This window comes from Mycobacterium gallinarum (assembly GCF_010726765.1).
Classification (GTDB): domain Bacteria; phylum Actinomycetota; class Actinomycetes; order Mycobacteriales; family Mycobacteriaceae; genus Mycobacterium; species Mycobacterium gallinarum.
In genome coordinates, this window is the sequence record NZ_AP022601.1 from 5,985,367 (window position 1) to 6,007,439 (window position 22,073).

12 protein-coding genes and 1 pseudogene (1 of these 13 running past the window's edge) are annotated in these 22,073 nt (G+C 64.7%); 8 read left to right on the top strand and 5 right to left on the bottom strand.

Annotated features, from left to right (window positions below; translation table 11 throughout):
• A pseudogene (locus G6N42_RS31360) lies at positions 1-7,788 on the top strand (non-ribosomal peptide synthase/polyketide synthase) (its annotated part extends 20,090 nt beyond the left edge of the window); the annotation flags it as partial.
• 20 nt (positions 7,789-7,808) lie between these two features.
• Here G6N42_RS31360 and G6N42_RS29375 read toward each other — a convergent pair.
• The gene (locus G6N42_RS29375) at positions 7,809-8,483 is read right to left on the bottom strand and encodes a methyltransferase family protein (RefSeq protein WP_163736474.1); all 675 of its coding nucleotides are present in this window, start codon (positions 8,481-8,483) and stop codon (positions 7,809-7,811) included.
• 208 nt (positions 8,484-8,691) lie between these two features.
• Here G6N42_RS29375 and htpG point away from each other — a divergent pair, with 208 nt between their 5' ends.
• From htpG to G6N42_RS29390, 3 genes are all read left to right on the top strand, one after another.
• On the top strand, positions 8,692-10,629 hold the full coding sequence (gene htpG / locus G6N42_RS29380) for a molecular chaperone HtpG (protein ID WP_163736477.1): 1,938 nt from the start codon (positions 8,692-8,694) through the stop codon (positions 10,627-10,629).
• Between the two features lie 122 nt (positions 10,630-10,751).
• On the top strand, positions 10,752-12,323 hold the full coding sequence (gene mbtM / locus G6N42_RS29385) for a long-chain-fatty acid--ACP ligase MbtM (RefSeq protein WP_163736480.1): 1,572 nt from the start codon (positions 10,752-10,754) through the stop codon (positions 12,321-12,323).
• 13 nt (positions 12,324-12,336) lie between these two features.
• Positions 12,337-13,089, top strand: coding sequence for an alpha/beta hydrolase family protein (locus tag G6N42_RS29390; protein WP_163736483.1), 753 nt, complete (start codon positions 12,337-12,339; stop codon positions 13,087-13,089).
• Here G6N42_RS29390 and G6N42_RS29395 read toward each other — a convergent pair.
• Together G6N42_RS29395 and G6N42_RS29400 are read right to left on the bottom strand one after the other, a co-directional pair.
• Positions 13,080-13,853 carry an endonuclease/exonuclease/phosphatase family protein gene (locus G6N42_RS29395; protein WP_232076418.1) on the bottom strand — a complete coding sequence of 258 codons (774 nt, stop codon included), beginning with the start codon at positions 13,851-13,853 and terminating at the stop codon, positions 13,080-13,082. The two genes, G6N42_RS29390 and G6N42_RS29395, sit on opposite strands and share 10 nt — an antisense overlap.
• A gap of 62 nt (positions 13,854-13,915) precedes the next feature.
• Entirely contained in the window at positions 13,916-14,887 is a 972-nt protein-coding gene (locus G6N42_RS29400) for an NADPH:quinone oxidoreductase family protein (protein WP_163736489.1), read from the bottom strand.
• Between the two features lie 109 nt (positions 14,888-14,996).
• Between G6N42_RS29400 and G6N42_RS29405 the strand changes: the two genes are divergently transcribed.
• On the top strand, positions 14,997-15,965 hold the full coding sequence (locus G6N42_RS29405) for an alpha/beta fold hydrolase (protein WP_163736492.1): 969 nt from the start codon (positions 14,997-14,999) through the stop codon (positions 15,963-15,965).
• On the opposite strand, the gene G6N42_RS29410 is transcribed toward G6N42_RS29405, so the two are convergent.
• Positions 15,955-17,322, bottom strand: a complete 1,368-nt coding sequence (locus G6N42_RS29410; RefSeq protein ID WP_163736494.1) for a flavin monoamine oxidase family protein — start codon at positions 17,320-17,322, stop codon at positions 15,955-15,957. The genes G6N42_RS29405 and G6N42_RS29410 overlap by 11 nt on opposite strands.
• Positions 17,323-17,341: 19 nt before the next feature.
• Between G6N42_RS29410 and G6N42_RS29415 the strand changes: the two genes are divergently transcribed.
• Genes G6N42_RS29415 through G6N42_RS29425 form a run of 3 tightly spaced genes read left to right on the top strand, consistent with a single transcriptional unit; the run spans position 17,342 to position 21,323 of the window.
• Positions 17,342-18,322: a TIGR03617 family F420-dependent LLM class oxidoreductase gene (locus G6N42_RS29415; protein WP_163736496.1), complete on the top strand. Its 981-nt coding sequence runs from the start codon at positions 17,342-17,344 to the stop codon at positions 18,320-18,322.
• 40 nt (positions 18,323-18,362) lie between these two features.
• Complete coding sequence (locus tag G6N42_RS29420) at positions 18,363-19,826, top strand: flavin-containing monooxygenase (protein WP_163736499.1); 1,464 nt, start codon at positions 18,363-18,365, stop codon at positions 19,824-19,826.
• 9 nt (positions 19,827-19,835) lie between these two features.
• Complete coding sequence (locus G6N42_RS29425) at positions 19,836-21,323, top strand: flavin-containing monooxygenase (protein ID WP_163736502.1); 1,488 nt, start codon at positions 19,836-19,838, stop codon at positions 21,321-21,323.
• On the opposite strand, the gene G6N42_RS29430 is transcribed toward G6N42_RS29425, so the two are convergent.
• Positions 21,280-22,041, bottom strand: a complete 762-nt coding sequence (locus tag G6N42_RS29430) for a helix-turn-helix transcriptional regulator (RefSeq protein WP_163736505.1) — start codon at positions 22,039-22,041, stop codon at positions 21,280-21,282. The two genes, G6N42_RS29425 and G6N42_RS29430, sit on opposite strands and share 44 nt — an antisense overlap.
• Positions 22,042-22,073 lie beyond the last annotated feature (32 nt).

The following is a 22,073-nucleotide window of genomic DNA, read 5'->3' on the forward strand; positions in this document are numbered from 1 at the left end:
GGTTCGTGTGTTGCCGTGCTCCTCGAGCGCTCAGCTCAGGCAGTTGTGGCGATTTTGGCAACACTCAAGACCGGCGCGGCGTATGTGCCAATGGATCCGGCACACCCGTCTTCGCGGGCGGAGTACATTCTCGAGGACGCCGCGCCGATCGCCGGAATCACCACTGCAGCGCTCGCCGACCGGTTAGACGGGCATGGCCTGCCGATTATCGATGTCGATGACCCCGAGATCGAGGGTTACCCCGCCCTTCATCGACCCCCGCCGACTCCTGGTGACATTGCGTATCTGATTTATACGTCTGGCACGACGGGTGTGCCCAAGGGTGTGGCGGTTACGCACGGCAATGTGACTCAGTTGCTGGAGTCACTGGACGCCAGCCTGCCGTCGGCCGGTGTGTGGTCGCAGTGCCACTCCTTGGCGTTTGACGTGTCGGTGTGGGAGATCTTCGGTCCGTTACTGCGTGGCGGGCGGTTGGTGGTCGTGCCAGAAGTCGTCGTCCGTTCGCCAGAAGACCTCCACGACCTATTAATTCGCGAACAGGTCAGCGTGCTCACACAGACTCCTTCAGCGGTGGCCGCGATCTCACCCCACGGTTTGGAATCCATGGCGTTGGTGGTGGCGGGTGAGGCGTGTCCGGCCGAGGTGGTGGATCGGTGGGCGCCTGGTCGGGTGATGATCAACGCCTATGGTCCGACCGAGACGACGATGTGTGTGGCGATCAGTGCGCCGTTGGCTGCGGGTTCGGGTGCGCCGCCGATTGGTTCGCCGGTGTGTGGAGCGGCGTTGTTTGTCTTGGACAACTGGTTGCGTCCGGTGCCTGCCGGGGTGGTCGGCGAGTTGTATGTGGCGGGCCGCGGGGTGGCAGGCGGTTATGTCGGCCGGGCTGGGTTGACGTCGTCGCGTTTTGTGGCGTGTCCGTTCGGGGGTCCCGGGGGGCGGATGTATCGGACCGGCGATTTGGTGTGTTGGGGCGCTGATGGGCAGTTGCGGTATTTGGGTCGTGCTGATGAGCAGGTCAAGATCCGCGGCTATCGGATCGAGTTGGGGGAAATTCAAACTGCACTGGCAGAACTAGGCGGTGTGGAGCAGGCAGTCGCGATCGCTCGCGAGGACCGTCCCGGTGATAAGCGGTTGGTGGGTTATGTGACCGGGACTGCTGATGTGACCGGGATGCGTGCTGCGTTGGCGGAGCGGTTGCCGGCGTATATGGTTCCCGCGGCGGTGGTGGCCATCGATGCGCTGCCGCTGACACCGAACGGCAAGCTCGACACCCGGGCGCTGCCGGCACCGGAGTACTCCGCGGGTGTTCACCGTCCGCCGTCCTCCGCGGTGGAGGAGATTCTGGTCGGCATCTTCGCTCAGGTGTTGGGTGTGGAGCGGGTGGGGGTCGACGACTCGTTCTTCGAGCTCGGTGGTGACAGCATTTCGGCGATGCGGGTGATCGCGGCGATCAACGCGGGCCTGGATTCCCATCTTGGGGTGCGCGTCTTGTTCGAGGCGCCGACGGTGGCTCAGCTGGCTCCGCTTATCGGTGCCGACGGGGATGGGTTCGAGCCGTTGGTGCCTGCTGTCCGGCCGTCGGTGGTTCCGTTGTCGTTTGCGCAGAGCCGGTTGTGGTTCATCGATCAGTTGCATGGGTCCTCGCCGGTCTACAACATGCCGGTGGCGTTGCGGCTTGACGGGCGGTTGGATGTCGAGGCGTTGGGTGCGGCGCTGGGGGATGTGGTGGGCCGCCATGAGAGTTTGCGCACGCTGTTCGCGGCGCCTGAGGGGTTGCCGCATCAGGTGGTGGTCCCTGCGGAGGGGGCCGATTTCGGCTGGGAGGTTGTTGATGCCACTGGCTGGTCGGCGGGCCGGCTGCAGGAGGCCATCGGCGCGGTGGTGGGTCACTTGTTCGACTTGGCGACCGAAATCCCTTTGCGGGCAAAGCTTTTCCGTGTCGATGAGTCGGCTCATGTGTTGGTGGCGGTAGTTCATCATATCGCTGCTGATGGGTGGTCTATCACTCCGTTGGTGCAGGATCTGGGTGTGGCGTATGCCCACCGGTGTGCCGGGCAGGCGCCGGATTGGGCGCCATTGCCCGTGCAGTATGTCGATTACACGTTGTGGCAGCGCGCCCAGCTCGGCGATCTCGAGGACAGTCAGAGCCGCATCGCCGGCCAGTTGGCCTATTGGGAGAACGCCCTGGCTGGGTTGCCTGAGCGGTTGCAGCTGCCCACGGATCGGCCTTATCCCGCGGAGGCTGATTATCGCGGGGCGAATGTGGTGGTGGACTGGCCGGCGGAGTTGCAGCAGGACGTTGCCCGGGTTGCTCGCGAGCACAATGCAACCACTTTCATGGTGATGCAGGCCGCGTTGGCGGTGCTGTTGTCGAAGGTCAGTGCCAGTTCGGATGTGGCGGTGGGCTTCCCGATCGCTGGGCGGCGTGATTCGGCACTCGATGAGTTGATCGGGTCGTTCGTCAACACGTTGGTGTTGCGGGTGGATGTCGCGGGTGATCCGACGGTCGCGGAGGTGTTGGGCCAGGTGCGTCAGCGCAGCCTGGAGGCTTACGAGCATCAGGATGTGCCGTTCGAGGTGTTGGTGGAGCGGCTCCACCCGACCCGGTCGTTGGCCCATCATCCGTTGGTGCAGGTGATGCTGGCCTGGCAGAACTTTGCCGGGCAGAGAGACGCCACTGCGGGGTTGTCGTTGGGTGATGTGGAGGCGTCGGCGCTGGCGGCGGATACCCGTACCGCCAGGATGGATCTGTCGTTTTCGTTGGCTGAGCGTTGGACTGAGACCGGTGAGCCGGCGGGTATCGGTGGTGGGGTGGAGTTCCGCACCGATGTGTTCGATGCCGGCAGTGTGGAGGCGTTGATCGGGCGGTTGCGCCGGGTGTTGGTGGCGATGACCGCCGATCCGTCGCGGCGGTTGTCGTCGGTGGATGTGTTGGATGTTGGTGAGCATGCCCGCCTGCAGCAGTGGGGTAATCGGGCGGTGTTGACGCGGCCGGTTTCGGCGGTGATGTCGATTCCGGCGGTGTTCGGTATGCAGGCGGCGCAGACGCCGGAGGCGGTGGCGTTGACCTTTGATGGTGGCGCGATGACCTATCGCGAGCTTGATGAGGCGGCGAATCGGTTGGCCCATGTGTTGGTCGAGCGGGGGGCTGGTCCGGGTCAGTGCGTGGCGGTGTTGGTGGAGCGTTCCGCGGTGGCCGTGGTGTCGATTATGGCGGTGCTCAAGACGGGGGCGGCGTATTTGCCGATGGACCCGGCGCATCCGTCGACGCGGATGCAGTTCATGCTTGGCGATGCCGCGCCGATCGCGGTGTTGACCACTGCGGCGTTGGCGGATCGGTTGGGCGGGTCGGGTCTGCCGATCATTGATGTCGAGGATGCCGGTATCCAGACCTATCCGGTTTCGGGTTTGGCGGTGCCGGCCCCTGATGAGATTGCTTACATCATTTACACCTCGGGCACCACGGGTGTGCCCAAGGGGGTGGCCATTACCCATCGCAATGTGGTGCGGCTGCTGGAGGTGTTGGACGGCGATCTGGATTTGTCGGCGGGGCAGGTGTGGACGCAGTGTCATTCGTTGGCCTTCGACTATTCGGTGTGGGAGATCTTCGGGGCGTTGCTGCACGGCGGGCGGCTGGTGGTGGTGCCCGATGCGGTAGTGCGGTCGCCAGAAGAGTTGCACGCGTTGCTGGTTGCCGAGCAGGTCAGTGTGTTGAGTCAGACGCCGTCGGCGTTTTATGCGTTGCAGACCGCTGATGCGTTGGCCCCCGAGCGGGGGAGTCGTCTCAACCTGCAGACGGTGGTGTTCGGTGGGGAAGCCCTTGAGCCCCAGCGTCTTCGGAGTTGGTTTGAGCACCATCCGGGGTTGCCGCGGATGGTCAACATGTATGGCATCACCGAGACGACGGTGCATGCGTCGTTCCGCGAGATCCTCGACAGTGACGTTGAGAGCAATATCAGCCCGATCGGGGTGCCGCTGGCCCATCTCGGGTTCTTCGTGTTGGACAAGTGGTTACGTCCGGTGCCGGCCGGGGTGATCGGTGAGTTGTATGTCGCCGGTGGGGGGCTGGCGTGTGGGTATTTGCGGCGGTCGGATTTGACGGCGACGCGGTTTGTGGCGTGTCCGTTCGGCGGAGCCGGGGTGCGGATGTATCGCACCGGAGACCTGGCGTGCTGGAGCGCGGATGGAGAGCTGCAATATCTTGGACGCGCTGACGAGCAGGTCAAGATCCGCGGCTACCGCATCGAGCTCGGTGAGGTTCAGGCGGCGTTGTCGGCCCTTGACGGGGTGAAACAAGCGGTCGTGATCGCCCGTGAGGACCGGCCCGGGGACAAGCGGCTGGTCGGGTATATCACCGGCACCGCAGAAGCCTCGGCTACCCGCGCCAAGCTCGCTGAGCGTCTGCCGGCCTACATGGTTCCGGCCGCGGTGATGGCGATTGACACCCTGCCCCTGACGGTGAACGGAAAACTCGACAAACGCGCCCTGCCGGCACCGGAATACCAAGAAGTCGATCACTACCGCGCCCCGGGCAACTCCACCGAGGAGATCCTGGCCGGGATCTACGCCCAAGTCCTTGGACTAGAGCGAGTCGGAGTCGACGAATCCTTCTTCGAACTCGGCGGCGACTCCATCCTGTCTATGCAGGTCGTGTCACGCGCCGCATTCAACGGGGTGATCGTGAAACCCCGCGACGTCTTCGTCGAGCAGACAGTGTCTCGGTTGGCTCGCGTGGCGAGAGTGGCCTGGGTCGTGGTCCGTGACGGTGGGGAGAATGGTCACGGCACCGACAAGGTGGAAGCCACCCCGATCATGCGGTGGCTTCAGCAAGCGGACGGCGCAGTCGATCAGTTCAATCAGACGGTTGTGGTGCAAGCCCCCGCAGGGGTGACCGAGGCCGATGTGGTGGAACTTCTGCAGGCCTTGTTGGATCGACATCCGATGCTGCGGGCCCGCGTCGATGACAACTACTACCGCGGGGCCGTATGGACATTCACGGTGCCCGAGGCCGGGTCAGTGAACGCTGGTGGGTGCCTGCAGGCCGTCGACGTGCTGTCCGACGCGGCTGTGGTGGAGGCCCGTTCGCGATTGAACCCGTTGGCCGGAGCAATGCTCAGCGCGGTCTGGGCGACCTCCACCAACCAGTTGGCGTTGGTCGTCCATCACTTGGCAGTCGATGGGGTCTCGTGGCGAATCTTGTTGGAAGACTTGAATATTGCTTGGGCTCAATATATTAGCGGGCAGCCGGTCGCTCTATCGGCGGGTGGGACGTCGTTTGCCAGGTGGGCAACTCTGTTAGCAGAACACGCGCAGGATCCGGCAGTGGTGGAACAAGCTGAAGTGTGGCGGCGAGTGGCCGCGACGCCTGCGGTGTTGCCTACGGTGGAGCCTGCGGTGGACACTTTCGTCAACGCTGGACACTTGTCGTCGGAACTCGATGCCGAGACGACGCGCTTGTTACTCGGTGAGGCACCCGCGGCGTTCCACGCCGGTGTGCAAGACATTCTGTTGATCGCTTTTGGACTGGCGCTGTCGGAGTTCTTGAAGAATCGTGGCGCACCCATCGGTATCGATGTCGAGGGCCATGGGCGCGCGGACGACCTGGCCGACGATTTGGACTTGTCCCGCACAGTTGGTTGGTTCACGACCAAGTACCCGGTGTCGTTGATCATCGGTGAATTGTCGTGGGCACAGGTGGTTGCTGGTGACGCCGCATTGGGCGCGGTCATCAAGGACGGCAAAGAACAGTTGCGCGCACTTCCCGACGGCCTCACCTACGGTCTCCTGCGCTACCTGAGCCCCGATGTCGACCTCGACGGCCCCGATCCACAGATCGGATTCAATTACCTGGGACGACTGGGCGCCGCAGCCGGTGAACTGTCCGACGAGTTTTGGCGGGTCAGCGCTGACGCGGGGGCCGTTGCCCGGGCCGCGCTTGATATCCCACTGGCGCTGCCACACTCGATCGACCTCAACGCCAGCACTTCAGAGACCGACTCTGGCCCGCATCTGCAGGCAAATTGGACGTGGGCCCCCTCGGCGGTTGAGGAGAACCAGGTCAGCCGGCTGAGCCGCCTGTGGTTCGAGGCGCTGGCCGGCATCTGCGCGCACGTACGCCGCGGCGGCGGCGGGTTGACCCCCTCCGACATCGCCCCGGCGCGGCTGAGTCAACAGCAAATCGACGAGCTTGAGCGGCGCAGCGATATCGCCGACATACTGCCCCTGACGCCGCTGCAGCACGGACTGCTGTTCCACGCCAGCGTCGCACATGAATACGCCGATGACGTCTATGCGGTGCAGCTGGACATCACGTTGGACGGACCACTCGACGGAGATCGGCTGCGATCCGCAGTGCACACCGTGATCAGCCGACATCCCAATCTGGTAGCGCAGTTCTGCGATCAATTTGATGAGCCGGTGCAGATCATCCCGGCCGATCCCGAGACACCCTGGCGCTACGTCGACCTGCGCGACAGCGTCATCGACGCCGAAGCGCAGATCCGACAAGTCTTGGCCGAGGAACGCGGCGCCGTGTGCAATCTCGCCGAGCAGCCGGCCCTCCGGGTGGCTCTGATCCGGACGGCGAACGATCGGCATCGGATTGTGCTGACCAACCATCACATTGTGATGGACGGCTGGTCGCTGTCGATCGTGTTGCAGGAAATCTTCGCCAGCTATCTCGGCCACCGGCTCCCCGCGCCCACGTCGTATCGCCGGTTCGTCGACTGGCTATCCGGTCGAGACCGCGATGCCGCCGAGGTGGCCTGGTCTGAGGTGTTGACCGGTCTTGATGCACCCACGTTGGTGGGTCCGTCGGAGCCACTCGGGTTGGGGCCCCGAGATTTCACGCCGTTCCGGGTGTCAGAACAGACCACGCGGGGATTAGAAGATCTGGCCCGCACGCACCACACCACCGTCAGCACGGTGCTGCAGGCTGCGTACGCGCAGCTGCTGTGCTCGATGACGGGGCAACAGGACGTCGTCTTCGGCGCCGTGGTCTCGGGTCGACCGGCCGAGGTGGTCGGCGCCGACTCGATAGTGGGACTATTGATCAACACCGTGCCGGTGCGGGCGTGCATCGCGGCGGAGGCGACGGTCGCCGACCTGCTTGAGCAGCTGCAAGCCGCCCACAACCACACCCTCGAACACCAGCACTTGGCACTCAGCGACATACATCGCATCGCCGGCCAACGGGCGCTGTTCGACACGGTTTTCGTGTACGAGAACTACCCGGCCGCCGCCGCGGCGTCCGGGAACGTCGACGAGTTGGTCATCGCCGAGGTCTTCAACCGCGATTACTACCATTACCCGCTCACGGTCCAAGTACTTCCGGGCCGCGAACTCGAATTCCGCATCCAGTTCCGCACGGATGTGTTCGATGTGGCCACCATCGCTGATCTGATCGAACGGTTTCAGCAGGTGTTGGTCGCCATGGCGGCCGACGGTGGACAGCGGTTGTCGGCGCATGGTCTGCTCCCGGGAAATGAACCGACTCGGCCGAAGACGATGGAGTCGGAACGCGCTCACTACGACACGGTTGACAATGCTCGCGCACCAGCGACCCTGATCGAGCAGATTCTGGTCGGCATCTATGCGCAGGTGTTGGGTGTTGACCACATCAGCGTCACCGAGTCGTTCTTCGACCTGGGCGGGGACTCGCTTGCCGCGATGCGCGCGATCGCCGCTGTCAACAACGCCCTTGGTGTCCGACTGACGGTCGTAGCGCTGTACGACGCGCCGTCGGCTGAAAGCTTGAGTCAGAAGTTGGCAAACTTGCTGGCGCAGTGAGGGATCGGCGCGGCCGCCAACTACCAGATAGCCGGCACGAGGCGATAGCGCACCTTTTTCGTGTACTCGCGGTATCCGTCTAACTCTTGGCGGAGGAGTTTCTCCTCGTCGCGGATGCGGAAGGCCAGCACTATCACCCCGGGTATGACGAAGATGAGGCCCCAGTAGGAGCCGAGCGCAAGCGGGATACCGACCATCATGATCACATTGCCGGTGTACATGGGGTGTCGCACCATTCCATAGAATCCGGTGGAGATGACCTTCTGCCCGGCCTCGACTCGGACCGTGGCGGCCGCATGGCTGTTCTGAATGACCACCAGCATCATCACACTTAGGCCGACAGCCACCAGAACGTCGCCGATCAAGCACAGCGCCGTGGGTACTGACGACCAGCCAAAGCGGTGGTCGAGGGCGCTGACAGCCAACATCGCTGCGAGCGACAGCCATGAGCTCCCCATAACGATCTTCTGGGTGGTTCGAGTCTCCGCAGTGGGTCCACCACGCATCCGCCGCTCTAGCGCAACGGGATTCGTGCGCATCAAGTAAATGCTGGGAACCCACCCCGAAACCGCGAACACCACCAGGAAAACCCACGCTTGCCAGTAGTCGAATGTGCCTGCCGCCAAGAACAAGATCAACCCGAACACCACAGGCTCAACGAGTCCGAGTGCCAACATCTTGGGCACGTTATTCACGCATCCTCCTTGACGTTCGTCCGGTACCGCGCTCAATAGCGCACGTCGGGAGCGGGCAGCCGGTACTCCCGGCCAAAACTACCGCTGCCTACCCAGAAGATGTGCGCGAACCCCCTGCGCACGCGTTGCCCGGGCGCCGAGAAAAGCATGCTCGATATTATCGACCGGTCCTGTCATCGAAGGTCTGCACTGTTTGGAGCGAAATCACATGACGTCACATGTCGAGCAGCTGGAGTTTCAGGCGGAGGCCCGCCAACTGCTGGATTTGATGATCCACTCGGTCTACTCCAACAAGGACTCGTTCCTGCGCGAGTTGATCTCGAACGCGTCCGATGCACTCGACAAGCTGCGGCTGGAAGCGCTGCGTAACAAGGAACTGGACGTCGACGCCTCCGACCTCCACATCGCGATCGAAGCGGACAAGGATGCGCGGATTCTCGTCGTTCGCGACAACGGCATAGGCATGACGCGCGACGAGGTGGTGGATCTGATCGGCACTCTGGCCAAGTCAGGTACCGCCGAGCTGCGTCAAAAGCTGCGTGAGGCCAAGAACGCCGCTGCGTCCGAGGATCTGATCGGTCAGTTCGGCATCGGCTTCTATTCGACGTTCATGGTCGCCGACAAGGTCGAGTTGCTGACGCGCAAGGCAGGCGAAAGTGGCGCCACCCGCTGGGTGTCCTGCGGAGACGGTACCTACACCGTCGAATCTGTCGGTGATGCTCCGCAAGGCACGTCGATCAGCCTGCACCTCAAGCCCGAAGACGCGGAGGACGAGCTGCACGACTACACATCGGAGTGGAAGATCAGGGAGCTGGTGAAGAAGTATTCCGACTTCATCGCCTGGCCTATCCGGATGCAGGTCGAACGACGTGCTCCGGCCACCGAGGATGGTGGCGACGAACAGCTCACCGTCGAAACGCAGACACTCAACTCCATGAAGGCGCTGTGGGCCAAAGGCAAAGACGAGGTCTCCGAGGACGAGTACAAGGAGTTCTACAAGCACATTGCGCACGCATGGGACGACCCGCTTGAGGTGATCCCGATGAAGGCCGAAGGGACCTTCGAGTACCGAGCGCTCTTGTTCATTCCGTCGAATGCTCCGTTCGACATGTTCACTCGGGACGCCAGGACCGGCATACAGCTGTACGTAAAACGCGTGTTCGTCATGGCTGACTGTGACGAACTCCTGCCCAGACATCTGCGTTTCGTCAAAGGGGTCGTCGATGCAGAGGACATGTCGCTCCACGTCTCCCGTGAGATGCTGCAGCAGGATCGGCAGGTGTCTGCAATCCGTCGCAGGCTGACCAAGAAAGTTCTGTCGACGATCAAGACCATGCAGTCCGAGCGCCCGCAGGACTATGCCACGTTGTGGACGCAATTCGGCGCGGTCCTCAAAGAAGGTCTGATGTCGGACTTCGACAACCAGGAAACCCTTCTGAATATCTCGTCTTTCGCCTCGACACAAAGCGACGAGGCACTCACGACATTGGTCCAGTATGTCGAGCGAATGAAGGACGGTCAGGAGCAGATCTTCTACGCCACGGGACAGTCGCGTGAGCAGCTTGTGAAGTCGCCGCATCTCGAGGCGTTCAAAGCCAAAGGCTATGAGGTGCTGCTGCTCACCGACCCGGTCGACGAGGTCTGGGTGGGATCGGTGACCGAATTCGATGGCAAACCGTTGCAATCGGTCGCCAAAGGCGACGTCGACCTCGACTCCGAGGATGAAAAGGCGGCGCACGAAGCCGAGCGCCAGGAGCAGGAGCAAGATTTTGCCGAGCTGTTGACCTGGCTGAAGGAGACTTTGGGCGAGTACGTCAAGGAAGTGCGGTTGTCGACGCGCCTGACCGAGTCACCTGCCTGTCTGATCACCGACGCCTACGGCATGACACCGGCCCTCGCACGCATGTACCGGTCTTCCGGACAAGCGGTTCCGGTGGGGAAGCGGATTCTCGAACTCAACCCGAAGCATCCACTCGTCGTGGGGCTGCAGCAGGCGCACAAAAGCGGCGGCGATGCCCAATTGCAGCAACTCGCCGATACTGCTGAACTGCTCTACGGCACAGCACTTCTCGCCGAAGGCGACATGCCAGACGATCCGGCGAAGTTCGCCGGATTGCTTGCAGATCAGTTGGCTCGTACCGTGTAGCTGCGCTGCGCGCCAGTTGTCGACCGTGCGCGTTCACAGCGAACCTGCATACATTAGCCTTGGTGGTCACGAACCGTATCGACTTTGACGGTTCTGCAAACACCAAGGCTATGAGGGCGGCAATGAACTCGTTGGCAACGGCTCTTGCCAACCGGCTGTCCAGCAGCGACAACTACTTGGCCGTCCTGGTTGACGGGCAGTGGACCCGTCATCCATGGCCGGAGGTGCACGCGCGGTCCCAGAACGTCGCGGAATGGCTGCTGAACGACGATGTCGCCGCGCTCGGCCTGACCGGTGAACCCACGGTCGAGTTCATCTCCGCGATTCTGGGCGCCTTCCAGGCCGGCGCGGCCGTTTCGATCACCCACGGGCCGGTCCGCGGCGCCGACACCGATCAATGGGCACGCACGACGCTCGGCAGGTTTGCGGGCATGGGTGTCAGCCACGTGCTCAGCCACGGCGCCCACCTCGAGCAGCTGTCGGCCGCCGAGGGGCCGCTCGTCGTCAAGGAACTCGACTCCGTCGCACCCGCGGGTCGATCGACGACGTTCGTACCGCCGGACCGCCTCGCCCCGGTGGCGATCCTGCAGGGCACCGCGGGGTCGACGGGAGTCCCGCGGACGGTACAGCTTTCGCCGGACGCCGTGCTGGCCAACCTGAGCGGGCTCAACGCCCGCATCGGGGTGTCCACAGTCGACGTCGGATGCTCCTGGTTGCCGCTGTATCACGACATGGGGCTGAGCCTGCTTCTCGCAGGGGCGCTGGCGGGCACAGCCGTCTGGCAGGCGCCGACGACGGCGTTTCAAGCGTCGCCGTTCCGATGGCTGAACTGGCTCACCGAAAGCGGGGCGACCATCACCGCGGCGCCGAACATGGCCTACGGCATGATCGGCAAGTATTCGCGTCGTGTCACCGACGTCGACCTGAGCGCCATGCGGTTCGCGCTCAACGGCGGTGAACCCGTCGACTGCGAACTCACCGCGCGCTTCGCCACCGAGATGGCCCGGTTCGGTTTCGACGCCGGCGCACTGGCGCCGTCCTACGGGCTGGCCGAATCCACTTGTGCAGTAACGGTTCCCGAACCGGGATGTGGCCTTATTGCCGACGAGTCGGGCAACGCGGTGCTCGGCGAGCCGATCCCGGGGATGTCGGTGTGCATCAAATCGGGCGACGAGACGACGACGCAGGACGCCGGGCACGAGGTTGGCGAGGTCATGATTCGCGGCACGTCGATGATGTCGGGCTACATCGGTGACGCCACATTGGGCGCCGACGAATGGTTCGCGACCGGGGATCTGGGTTACCTCGTCGACGGTGCGCTGGTGGTGTGCGGGCGCGCCAAGGAACTCATCACCGTCGCGGGCCGCAACATCTTCCCCGCCGAGGTGGAGCAGGTGGCCGCGACGGTCCCTGGGGTGCGCGAGGGCGCCGTCGTCGCGATTGGTTTCGGAGAGCGGTCGATACGTGCGGGCGTCATTATCGTCGCGGAGTTCCGAGGATCCAACGAGGCGGACCTTCGCGCCCAAGTCGTGCAGCGCGTCGCATCCGAGTGCGGTGTCGTGCCGTCGGATGTCGTCTTCGTCCGCCCCGGCTCGCTGCCGAGGACGACGTCGGGCAAGCTGCCGAGGACGACGTCGGGCAAGCTGCGTCGACTGGAGGTCAAGCGCGGCCTGGAGGCCGGCGAGTTCGGGTGACAGGATGACGCGCGTGGCCGAGCGTGTCAGATTTCCAAGCACCACGGGCCCCGTTTTGGCGGGGCTCGTCGATCTTCCCGAGGGCGACCTGCGCGGATGGGCTGTCTTCGCGCACGGCTTCACTCTCGGCAAGGACAGTCCCGCCGCCAGCCGGATCTGCAAGCAGCTCGCCAGCGAGGGCATCGGTGTGCTCCGTTTCGACAACCTCGGCCTCGGCGATTCCGAGGGGGACTGGGGTGACGGTTCGTTCTCGCACAAGGTCGACGACACCGTTCGCGCGGTCGAGTTCATGAACGAGTCGGGTCGCGAGGTTCGGCTGCTCGTCGGCCACTCCTTCGGCGGCTCGGCGGTGATCGCGGCCGCGCACGAATGCCCGACCGTGGCGGCGGTCGCGAGTGTCGGCGCGCCGTACGAGCCCGGACACGTCGAAAAGAACTACGACGCGCTGGTGGCGCGGATCGAGGCCGACGGTGAGGCGCCGTTCTTGGCCGGCGGAAAGGCGCTCACGCTCAAGCGGCACTTCATCGAAGACGTTCGCAATGCCGATCTTCGCGAGCAGATCCGGACCCTGCGCCGGGCGCTGCTTGTCATGCATTCGCCCACCGACAACACCGTCGGCATCGCCAACGCCAGCGAGATCTTCCGCGCGGCCAGGCATCCCCGCAGCTTCGTCTCGCTCGAAGGGGCCGACCACCTGCTCACCGGCAAGAACCAGGCGGCGCGAGCCGCCAAGATCATCAGCGCCTGGGCCGACCCCTACCTCTGACGGACGAGGCGGCACTCGACGCCGAAGTGGTCGGAGGGAAACACCCTCGGCAGCTCAGGGGAGATCGGTTGCGTTCCAAGCAATTCGATACCGGCTGCGCGCCAGCGGGTTCCCTTGAGAAGCACGCGGTCGAACCGCACGTGTCGCTTCTTGTTCCGAGCGTCGAAGCGCATCAGATTGATCGATGTGTTCTCGGTATAGCCGGGGTCTGCTGGCCGCAGCGCGGGCCACACGTCGCAGAACGGCGCGGCGATCCGTTCGTTTTCTGCGTCGCGCATGTTGAAGTCGCCGAGCACCACGGCATTTTCGGCGGTCCGCAGCGCACGAAAGATCCTGCGCAACTGCCACCCGCGTAGCCGTGCCGAGGACTTGCCGCTGTCCAGGTGCACACAGCAGACGATCTGCCGGGCGCCGTCGAGGGCCAGCTCCGCTTCGAGGAATCCGCGCGTCTGGCGCGTCGGCAGCTGCGAGTACGTGGCCCGCACGATGGGCACCCGCGACAGCATCAGCATTCCGTAGTTGCCGGTGCCACCGTCGACCACCGACGCGGTCAGATACGCCTCGCGTATCCACGCCTGTTCGAGGAAGATGTCAAGCGCCACCGGCGTGACCTCCTGCAGGACAACGACATCGGGCATGCGCTCACCCAGCAGATCGGCGATCGCGTGGTAGCGCTGCTGTGCGTGGTAGTCGTCGAACCAGATGTTGAATGTCGCGACGGTCAACTCGTCGCGGTCGGTGGCCGGTACGTCATCGACATCCACCCACGCAGCTGTCGCCGCATCGAAACGCCGGACCGTGACGCGGCGTCGCCGCCGAAGCAGCCTCACCGCAGCTTGACGACGACTTTGCCCTTGGCGCTGCGGTCTTCCAGCGACGCGATTGCATCGGCTGCGCGCTCGAGCGGATAGATCTCGGGGGTGGGCGCGGAAACCTTGCCCGACGCCAGCAGCGGTTCGAGTTCGGCCCACTGTTCGAGCAGATAGCCCGGATGCGTGCCTGCCCAGGCGCCCCAACCGACACCGACCGCGTCGACGTTGTTGAGCAGCAGCCGGTTGACCTTGACCTCGGGGATCGAGCCGCCGGTGAATCCGACCACGAGCAGGCGCCCGCCCGGCGCCAGCGAACGCAGCGAATCGGTGAACCGGTCGCCGCCGACCGGGTCGACGACGATGTCGACGCCGCGGCCCGCGGTGAGTTCTTTGACCGCATCCTTGAACCCATCGGCGAGTATGACGTCGGAGGCACCGGCCGCCTCGGCGACCGCGATCTTGTCCTCTGTGCTGACCACCGCGATGGTGCGCGACGCGCCCCACGCCGGTGCCAGCCGCAGCGTCGACGTCCCGATACCGCCCGCCGCACCGTGCACAAGCACGGTCTCACCCTCGGTGAGGCGGCCCCTGGTGAGCAACGCGTGATGCATGGTGAGGTCGTTGAAGAGCAGGCCGGCGCCGGCCTCGAACGACACGGAGTCGGGCAGCTTGAACACCCGATCCGGTGCCAGCGCAACGACTTCGGCCATCGCCCCGCACAGCATTGTCAGGCCGCACACCCGATCGCCCGCGGAGACGTGTGCGCCGTCAGGTGCGCTGCGCACCACGCCGGCGATCTCGGCGCCGGGGGTGTAGGGCATCTCGGGCTTGTACTGGTAGAGCCCGCGTGACTGCAGCGCATCGGGGAAGGCCACCCCGGCGGCGTGTACCTCGATCAGGACAGCGCCGTCGCCGGACGGTTCGTCGATCTCGACGAGCTTCGCGGCTTGCGGTCCGTCCAGGCTGGCTATCTGTATCGCGCGCATCGTGGCCTTTCATTCGTCGACGCCATCATTTAACTCCTGCGGCAACTCTGACCAACCGACCGGTAGGCTGATGAACCCGGCAATGTTGCCGAGCGCGAGGGGAGCACCCATGGCGGTAGGTCAACGAGGCCGATCGCGGGCGAGAAGGTTCGCCGCGGCCGAGGCGTTGGGCCGCGGACGCAGCGTCGGCGTGCGTTCCAAGGACGGTATCCGGCTGCACGCCGAGGTCTTCGGGCCCGAGGACGGTTACCCCGTAGTGCTGGCTCACGGCATCACCTGCGCCCTTCGCGTGTGGGCCTACCAGATCGCTGACCTGGCCAAGGATCACCGCGTCATCGCCTTCGATCACCGCGGCCACGGCCGCAGCGCAATACCCGCCAGGCGCAGCGGCTACAGCCTGGACTGCCTGGCCGGCGACGTCGACGCCGTGCTCGAGGCAACGTTGAAACCGGGGGAGCGCGCCGTCATCGCGGGGCATTCGATGGGCGGCATCGCGATCTCGTCGTGGGCGGAGCGTTATCCGGACAAGGTGGCAGAGCGCGTCGACGCCGCCGCTTTGATCAACACGACCACCGGCGACCTGCTGCGTCATGTGAACTTTCTGCCGGTGCCACCCCCGTTGGCCGCCGCCCGCGTCCTCACTGCGGGCACATTGCTCAAGACGTTCGGCGAGGCGCCGCTGCTGCGAGTGGCTACGCGCACGAGCCGACGATTCGTGTCTTCCCTGGCGGTCGGCCGCGACGCCGATCCTGCGATCGCGGAGTTCATCTACGAACTGTTCACCGCGACCCCGCCCGCCGGACGAGGCGGTTGGGCCCGCACGCTCGTCGACCAACTCGGACCGCAACACATCGGGTTGACGAACCTGTCGGTGCCGACGTTGGTGATCGGCAGCGAGCAGGACAGGTTGTTGCCGATGGTGTCGTCGCGCCGAATCGCCAAAGAGGTGCCGAATCTCGCGCAGTTCGTCGAACTGTCGGGCGGTCACTGCGCAATCCTCGAGCGTCCCGATGCGGTCAACAAACACCTGCGCTGGCTCATCGACTCGGTCACCGAGGAACGACGGGTCAGCTCCTAGCCGACAGTTCCCGGTCCACCTCGTCGGCCGCGCGTTGACCCGAGCGGATCGCACCGTCGAGGAAGCCCGTCCAGGTATCGGCGGTTTCCGTTCCGGCCCAGTGGATGCCGTCGACCGGCTTACGTAACCACGGCCCGTACGTCGTCCACGAGCCCGGCGGCACCGCTGCCGTCGGGCCGCCCGGCGCGAATTCCTCTGCGCCCCAGCAGTGATCGAGGTAGTCGATGGGGTGCAGCGCGGCATCACCGAACAACGCCGCGAATCCGGTCAGCGCGCGGTCGCGACGGTCGGCGGGGGGCAGCGGGTCGAACGTCCGCGAGTCGGTGAATCCCAGTAGGACGCCGGGACCTTGAACATCGGAGTCGCCGGGGCTGACGTCGAACGTGATGAACACCGGGCCCTCGTCGGACAACGCCTCGCCCGAACAGCCGTTGGCACGCCAGAACGGCGTTTCGTAGGCGGCGTACGCCTTGCTCAGGTTGCCCTGCGGCCAGTGCTGTGCGAGCTTGCCGTACTCGGGCGGCAACTCCGGTAGGAACGCGATGGCTTTGCGATGCTCCGGCGGAATGGCCACGATGACGGCCTTCGCGGTGACCGTCCCCTTGACCGAGGTGACCTCCAACGTGCCGTCGGTCTGGCGTTCGATTCTGCGCACCGCGGCGTCCAGCACCACGCGCGGACCCAGCTCTTCTGCCATCCGGATCGCGATCTGCTGCGTGCCGCCGGGGAAGCGGTCCTGCTGGGCACCGCCCTCGACGTCGAGCATCCGGCCGAGACCGCCGGCGGCCTTGACGTAGCGCACGGCGTGCAGCATCGACACCGCATCGGGCTCGCACCCCCACGTCACCCGGGCCATGATCGTCATCAGGTCCCTGGTCCCGGCGCTGGCGTGCACGTATCGCAGCCACTGGTCCAGCGTCTTCGAGTCGAGGATGTCGGCGATCGGCGACGTCCACGGTTCGTCCACCGGCACCCGCCGGCACACCCGCTCGAACCGCCACTGGATACGGGAAACGTCGAGTAGCTCGAGGATGGACAGCCTCGGAATCGTGCTGCGGTAGGCGCGGACCTTGCCGCGCCACCGGATCAGGTTCTTTCCGCGGCTGTGGGTCGGCACCGTTTGGCACCCCAGCTCGTCGGCCATCGCGATGACCGCGTCCTGGGTCGGGCCGACGAAGGTGCCGCCGAGGTCGACGGGGACGCCGGCGATGGTCGCCGTCGACGATCGGCCGCCGACGCGGTCGCGGCCTTCGAGCACGACGACCTCGCGGCCGCGTTTGTCCAGTTCGCGCGCGGCCGCCAAGCCTGCGAACCCGGCACCGACGATGACGACGTCGGCATTCGTCGGGATGGTCACGCCACTAGGCTCTCACGCTGTGAAGATCATGACAGCGTTGTTCGGCCCGACGGATGCGATCGAACGCGCGCACGCGCTGCGCGAGGCGGGAGCCAGTGGCGTATTCACGTTCGAAGGGCCGCACGACGTGTTCGCCCCGCTGGCGGTCGCGTCCACCGTCGGTGGCCTCGATCTCATGACGAACGTGGCAATCGCGTTCCCGCGCAACCCTGTTCAGCTCGCGCATGAGGCCAACGACTTGCAGCTGCTGGCGCAGGGACGCTTCACGCTCGGCCTTGGCACGCAGGTGCGCGCCCAGATCGAGAAGCGCTACGGCACGGACTTTGACAAGCCGGTCGCGCGGATGAAGGAGATGGTCGGCGCGCTGCGCGCGATCTTCGCCGCGTGGAACGACGGCGAACGTCTCGATTTCCGCGGCGAGTACTACCGGCACACCCTGATGACGCCGACCTTCAACCCGGGACCGAATCCGTTCGGTCCGCCTCCGATCTACCTCGGGGCGCTGGGTCCGTTGCTGACGCGGGCGACCGCGGAGGTCGCTGATGGCCTGCTGGTCATGCCGTTCGGGTCGAGGCGCTTCCTCGACGAGGTCACCATGCCCAATGTTCGGAAGGGACTGGCAGCTGCAGGGCGCAACGCGGCAGACCTCGCGATCGTTCCCGAGATCATCGTGTCGGTAGGCGAAGACCACACCGCCGCTCGCCGCCTGCTGGGGTTCTACGGATCGACGCCCGCGTACCGCCCCGTCCTGGACGTGCACGGGTGGGGTGACCTGCAGCCGGAGTTGAACACGTTGTCCAAGCAGGGTCGCTGGGAGGAGATGGGCAAGCTCATTGACGACGACATCCTGCACACGATCGCGGCCTGTGGAAGTCCCGCCGAGGTTGCCGCACACATCCGCGGCCGGGTGGACGGCGTCGCGGACCAGATCTGCCTCTACCAGCCCGGACCGATCGCGGTGGAGTCATTGGCGTCGATCGTGGACGCGCTCGGGTCCTGACCCATATCGTGGTACCCAGCCGAACCAAAGGAGGTTGCGGATGGACTTCGATGTCTTGATCATCGGCGCGGGGATCTCCGGGATCGGCGCCGCGTATCGAATCCATGAGAAGAACCCGAACCTGACCTATGCGGTGCTGGAACGCCGCGCCCGCATCGGCGGTACCTGGGACCTGAATCGCTATCCGGGTATCCGGTCCGACAGTGACATCTTCACCCTGAGCTACCCCTTCGAACCGTGGCGGCGTCCGGAGAACGTGGCCGACGGTGAGGACATCCGCGAATACCTGGTCCAGACGGCCCGCAAGCACGGCATCGAGGAGCACATCCGGTTCAACACCCGAGTGCTGTCGGCCGATTGGGACTCGAGCACCGACACCTGGACCGTGCGCACCGATCATGACGGCGACGAAACGACCTACCGGTGCCGCTTCCTGTTCTTCGGCACCGGCTACTACAACTACGACGAACCGTACCGGCCGGACTTCCCTGGCCTCGAACAGTTCTCGGGCGAGGTGATCCATCCTCAGCACTGGCCCGAATCGCTCGACTACACCGGCAAGAAGCTCGTGGTGATCGGTAGCGGCGCGACCGCGGTGAGCATGATTCCCTCGCTGACGGAAAAGGCCGGCCACGTCACCATGCTGCAGCGGTCACCGACGTACATCCTGTCGACGCCTCGCATCAACCCCATCGTGCAGTTCCTGCGCACGCTGCTGCCGGGTCGACTCGGCTATTCCGCGGCGCGTCTCTACAACACCTTTTTCACGGTGGTCGTCTACGCTTTCGCGAGGACGTTCCCGCGGCTCAGCAGGTCCTACGTACGCAGCAGCGCGAAACGTCATCTACCGCAGGGCTATCCGGTCGACACGCATTTCAAGCCACGGTACGACCCGTGGGATCAACGACTGTGCGCCATTCTCGACAACGACTTCTACGAAACGATCGCGGACGGCCGCCTGGACGTGGTCACCGACGCGATCGACCACATCGACGCCACCGGAATCGTGCTGCGCTCGGGAAAGCGAATCGACGCCGACATCATCATTTCCGCCACCGGGATTCAGCTGCAGGCGCTCGGCGGTGTCGCGTTGAGTGTCGACGGCACAGAGGTCAAGCCACAGGACCGGTTCGTCTACAAGGAGCACATGCTCGAGGACATCCCCAACGCCGCGTGGAGTGTCGGTTACATCAACGCCTCCTGGACGTTGCGCGTCGACCTCACAGCGCGAGCGGTGGCGAAGCTGTTGGCGTACATGGACGCCCATGGCTACACACATGCCTACCCGCATCTCGGTGACAAGCCGATGCCCGAAAAGCCGGCGTGGAACATCAACGCCGGTTACGTCCAGCGTTCTGGACACGTGCTGCCCAAGTCGGGCACCCATCGCCCCTGGAACGTGCGGCACAATTATGTGCTCGACGCCATTGACCACCGTTTCGACCGTATCGAGGAGTCGATGGTGTTCGGCCGAGCGCACGACAGGGCAGTGAAGTCCGCCTAGGAGGTTCTCATGACTGACTACAGCGACGTGCTGATCATCGGTGCGGGCTTCTCCGGTATCGGTGCGGCCTACCGCATTCGTGAGCAGAACCCGACCCTGAGTTACACGATCCTGGAGAGGCGTGAGCGGCTCGGTGGTACGTGGGATCTGTTCCAGTATCCCGGTATTCGGTCAGACAGCGACATCTTCACGCTGAGCTTTCCCTGGGAGCCGTGGACGCGCAAGGAGATGATCGCCGATGGCGGTGACATCTGGCAGTACATGGCGGACGCGGCACGTAAGCACGGCATCGACGAGCACATCCGTTTCAACACCCATGTCATCTCCGCCGACTGGGATTCGGCAACCGACACCTGGACCGTCCAGACGGAAGAGAACGGCGAGCCGAAGACGTACCGCGGACGGTTCCTGTTCTTCGCCAGCGGCTACTACAACTACGACGAGCCCTACACACCGCCGTTCCCCGGCATCGAGGACTTCACCGGCGAGGTGGTGCATCCGCAGCACTGGCCGCACGGCTTCGACTATGCGGGCAAGCGGCTGGTGGTCATCGGCAGCGGCGCGACGGCCATCAGCATGATCCCGTCGCTGGCCGAGAAAGCCGCGCACGTCACGATGCTGCAGCGCACACCGTCCTACCTGCTGTCGTTGCAGCGAGTGCAGCCGGTGATCAACGGCATCCGGAAAGTGCTGCCGCGCAGAATCTCCCATGCGCTCGCTCGCGTGATCTTGTCGTTGTTCGGTTCGGTGCTCTGGCTGGTCGCACGAAAGGCACCCGAGTTCAGCAAGCGTCTGCTTCGCAGCGGCGCGGAGAAGTACCTGCCCGAGGGATACGACGTCGACACCCATTTCACACCGCCGTACAACCCCTGGGATCAGCGGCTGTGCTTCATCCTCAACGGCGACTTCTACAAAGCTGTCGGCAGGGATGACGTCGATGTCGTGACCGACCACATCGACCACATCGACGCCACCGGCATCGCGTTGAAGTCGGGCCGACACCTCGACGCCGACGTGATCATCACCGCGACCGGGATTCAGTTGCAGGCCTTCGGAGGGGTCACCGTCAGCATCGACGGTGAGAAGCTCGACCCCCACGACCGGTTCACCTTCCGTCGGCACCTCCTCGAAGACGTGCCGAACGCGGCATGGTGCTTCGGATACTCGAACGCGTCATGGACGCTAGGCGCCGACATGACGGCCCGCTCGGTGGCGAAACTGTTGGCGTATATGGATTCCCATGGCTACACCCACGCCTACCCGCATCTCGGGGATGTCGACATGGCAGAGCAGCCGGTGTTCAACCTGCAGTCAGGCTACGTGCAGCGCGGGCAGGGTGCGCTGCCGAAGTCCGGCGTTGATGGGCCGTGGGAAGTGACGCACAACTATCTGCGGGACGCCATCGGTAAGCCGTTCGAGGACATCGAGGAATCGATGGTGTTCGGCCGCGCCACTACGGCGTCCGCACCGCGAGCCCAGTCTGAAGCAGTCGGCTAGCCGATAGCCCGAACGTCGACTTGAATCGGTCGGCCAGGTGCGAGGGACTCGCGAAGCCGGACTTCATCGCAGCTTCGGTCAGGTTGGCGCCTCCCGCGATCGCGGTGCCCGCATGCACGAGTCGCACCCAGATCCGGTAGCGCCGCAGGCTCGTTCCCATTTCGTCGCGGAACAGGTGCAGGAACCGCGACTCTGAGAGCCCGGCTTCGGCGGCGAGTTCGTGGGACGGGACCGCCGTCGCAGGGTCCGTACGGATCCGGTGGGCTGCGGCCGCGATGCGTGCATCGATATTCCGCTGCGCTGCTGGTGCTGCCAAGTCGAGCCAGCGGCAAGCGCTTTCGTCGTCGGCCGGAGTGAACGTCAGCTCCGTCTCGGCCGTGTGGACCATGCCGATCTCGCCGGTCCACTCCGACATCCGCGTCCGGCAGGACTCGGCGCGCACGGATGTCGGCTCCAGGTAGCAGGACACCAGCCCGCGGCCGCGGCACGTCAGTTGGTGAGTCAGCCGCGGGGGGATGAGCAGGCTGGCGCCTTCGCGGGTGGAGCCGTCGGGCGTCGTCACCGACAACGGTCCGTCGATACCGACGGCGAAGCACCACACCGACCCGGAATGGGGTTCCAGGTTCAGGCTCGGACCGGCATACAGCGCTTGGCCCGGCCACAGCCAGACCGTGGGGCAGCAGGTTTGTGGAAGCGCCGCCGCCGTGTGTGCCGTCATGCTGAAGCTCCTACTTCAATCGCACAGGAGGC